This window comes from Streptomyces sp. AC512_CC834 (genome assembly GCF_019049325.1).
Taxonomy (GTDB): domain Bacteria; phylum Actinomycetota; class Actinomycetes; order Streptomycetales; family Streptomycetaceae; genus Streptomyces.
On the sequence record NZ_JAGMUO010000089.1, the window covers coordinates 1 to 1,499 of the forward strand.

Sequence of the window (1,499 nt, forward strand, 5' to 3'; positions counted from 1 at the left end):
GTGGCGGGAGTGTAGCGGGACTTCGGTCGTGTAGGGGTGGTCTCACGGAGACCGCCCCTCGATCGTGCGACAACGCCGCAGGTAGTGACAGCGACGGGCGACTGCTTGGCGCCGACGGCGCCAGTTCGACCAGCTCAGTGCGTGGTGTCGTCCGCGGTGTCCGCTCAGGTGCGGGGGTCGGACGCGACAAGCTGCCAGGAGTCGCCGAACCTCCGCCACTGTGAGCCCGACGGCCCCGGCTGTCTCACCTGTTCCGCCCCCTTTTCCCAGGGCTGGTGTGCCGTGGCGGACAGAAAGGCGTGCGCGAGCATGGCCAAAGTGATGTGCCGGTACCAGCCCACGTAGCGGCGGACTTCGTACTGGTCCAGGCCACATTCGTTCTTCGCGGCCTGGAAGCACTCCTCGATCGCCCAGCGTGTGCCGACGACCCGCACCAGCTCCTGGACGGTGACCTGAAGCGGTGCGTAGGCGAGGTAGTAGGCGATCTCGTCGGGCTTGCTGATGCTGCGTCGGGCCAGTGCCCATCGCATCCGATGGGGGACCTCGCCCTGATAGTCGAACTCGGCGACGGCCGGCAGCCGCACTGCTGCCCAGTGGTAGACGCGGGGCCCCTTCGCGCCGTTGCCGCATGAGATCTTCTCCCACGCCTCGTCCGGGGCCTGGGCGAACAGACCCTCGATCCGTGAACAGCCCGCGCTGAACTGCGACTTGGGCACAGCCAGCACGTAGCCGACACCCGACTGTTCCAGCAACCGACGGAATCGGTTGTCCTGACCGTAGGCGGAATCCGCGGTGACCCAGGCGATGGGCAGCGGTGAGGCGAGGGCCCGCAGCACCATGTGCCGGGCCAGTTCGCCCTTGGTGGCGAACTCCCGCTCGTCGGGGACCCTTGCGGTGCGGCAGCGTTCCCGGTCCTCGGTCCACGACTTCGGGAGGTAGAGCTCGCGGTCGACCAGAGCCCGGCCGCGGGCGGAGGCGTAGGCGGCGAAGACGCCGATCTGACAGTTCTCGGTGCGGCCGGCGGTTCCGGAGTACTGGCGTTGGACCCCGGCGGAGGTGGTGCCCTTCTTGATGAACCCGGTGTCGTCGATGATCAGCACGCCGTCGTTCTCGCCGAGCTTGTCGGCTACGTATTCCTGCAGGTCGTCGCGGATGTCATCGGGGTCCCACTTCGCTCCGGCGAGGAGGTGCTGCAGGCCGTCGGGCGTGCGGTGGCCGGCTTGCTCGGCTAGCTGCCAGCTGTTCTTGCGGGCCACCGGGGCGAGCAGCCCGCGTACGTAGTCGCGCATGCGGCGACGGAGCTCGACTCGGCCGAAGCGGTGCCCGACAGTCAGGAAGAGATCGTCCAGTTCGAGGTCCCACTGCGCGGCGGCATACTCGGTGATCACTCTCGGAGGCTGCCCCGTCGCTGTCACTACCTGCGGCGTTGTCGCACGATCGAGGGGCGGTCTCCGTGAGACCACCCCTACACGACCGAAGTCCCGCTACACTCCCGCCAC

At 68.2% G+C, this 1,499-nt stretch carries 1 protein-coding gene; it reads right to left on the reverse strand.

The window, feature by feature from the left end; genetic code table 11:
* Positions 1 to 164 precede the first annotated feature (164 nt).
* Positions 165 to 1,388: an IS701 family transposase gene (locus KUM40_RS27475; protein WP_374227431.1), complete on the reverse strand. Its 1,224-nt coding sequence runs from the start codon at positions 1,386 to 1,388 to the stop codon at positions 165 to 167.
* Between the last annotated feature and the right edge of the window lie 111 nt (positions 1,389 to 1,499).